Origin of the sequence: Janthinobacterium sp. EB271-G4-7A, from assembly GCF_020858075.1 — a bacterium.
Classification (GTDB): domain Bacteria; phylum Pseudomonadota; class Gammaproteobacteria; order Burkholderiales; family Burkholderiaceae_D; genus Janthinobacterium; species Janthinobacterium lividum.
In genome coordinates, this window is sequence record NZ_JACYMI010000012.1 from 1 (window position 1) to 1,370 (window position 1,370).

The 1,370-nt window shown below is 51.3% G+C and carries 1 rRNA gene; it reads left to right on the forward strand.

Annotation, left to right across the window (positions count from 1 at the left end):
• Nucleotides 1-1,346 (forward strand): 23S ribosomal RNA (locus tag IGS58_RS28975); the annotation flags it as partial.
• Nucleotides 1,347-1,370: the final 24 nt, after the last annotated feature.

The following is a 1,370-nucleotide window of genomic DNA, read 5'->3' on the forward strand; positions in this document are numbered from 1 at the left end:
AAGCAATCGGAAGTGGTTCCAAGAAAAGCCTCTAAGCTTCAGTCATACGAGACCGTACCGCAAACCGACACAGGTGGGCGAGATGAGTATTCTAAGGCGCTTGAGAGAACTCGGGAGAAGGAACTCGGCAAATTGGTACCGTAACTTCGGGAAAAGGTACGCCCCGGTAGCTTGATTGGTTTACTCCATGAGGGTGAAAGGGTTGCAATAAACTGGTGGCTGCGACTGTTTAATAAAAACACAGCACTCTGCAAACACGAAAGTGGACGTATAGGGTGTGACGCCTGCCCGGTGCTGGAAGATTAAATGATGGGGTGCAAGCTCTTGATTGAAGTCCCAGTAAACGGCGGCCGTAACTATAACGGTCCTAAGGTAGCGAAATTCCTTGTCGGGTAAGTTCCGACCTGCACGAATGGCGTAACGATGGCCACACTGTCTCCTCCCGAGACTCAGCGAAGTTGAAATGTTTGTGATGATGCAATCTACCCGCGGCTAGACGGAAAGACCCCATGAACCTTTACTGTAGCTTTGCATTGGACTTTGAACCAATCTGTGTAGGATAGGTGGGAGGCTTTGAAGCGGGGACGCTAGTTCTCGTGGAGCCAACCTTGAAATACCACCCTGGTTTGTTTGAGGTTCTAACCTTGGTCCGTTATCCGGATCGGGGACAGTGCATGGTAGGCAGTTTGACTGGGGCGGTCTCCTCCTAAAGTGTAACGGAGGAGTTCGAAGGTACGCTAGATACGGTCGGACATCGTGTTGATAGTGCAATGGCATAAGCGTGCTTAACTGCGAGACTGACAAGTCGAGCAGGTACGAAAGTAGGACATAGTGATCCGGTGGTTCTGTATGGAAGGGCCATCGCTCAACGGATAAAAGGTACTCTGGGGATAACAGGCTGATTCCTCCCAAGAGTTCATATCGACGGGGGAGTTTGGCACCTCGATGTCGGCTCATCACATCCTGGGGCTGTAGCCGGTCCCAAGGGTATGGCTGTTCGCCATTTAAAGTGGTACGTGAGCTGGGTTTAAAACGTCGTGAGACAGTTTGGTCCCTATCTGCCGTGGGCGTTGGAAATTTGAAGGGGGCTGCTCCTAGTACGAGAGGACCGGAGTGGACGAACCTCTGGTGTACCGGTTGTCACGCCAGTGGCATTGCCGGGTAGCTAAGTTCGGAAGAGATAACCGCTGAAAGCATCTAAGCGGGAAACTTGCCTTGAGATGAGATTTCCCAGAGCCTTGAGCTCTTTGAAGGGTCGTTCGAGACCAGGACGTTGATAGGCTGGGTGTGGAAGTGCAGTAATGCATTAAGCTAACCAGTACTAATTGCCCGTACGGCTTGTCCCTATAACCTTAGCAGGTACAGAGGAT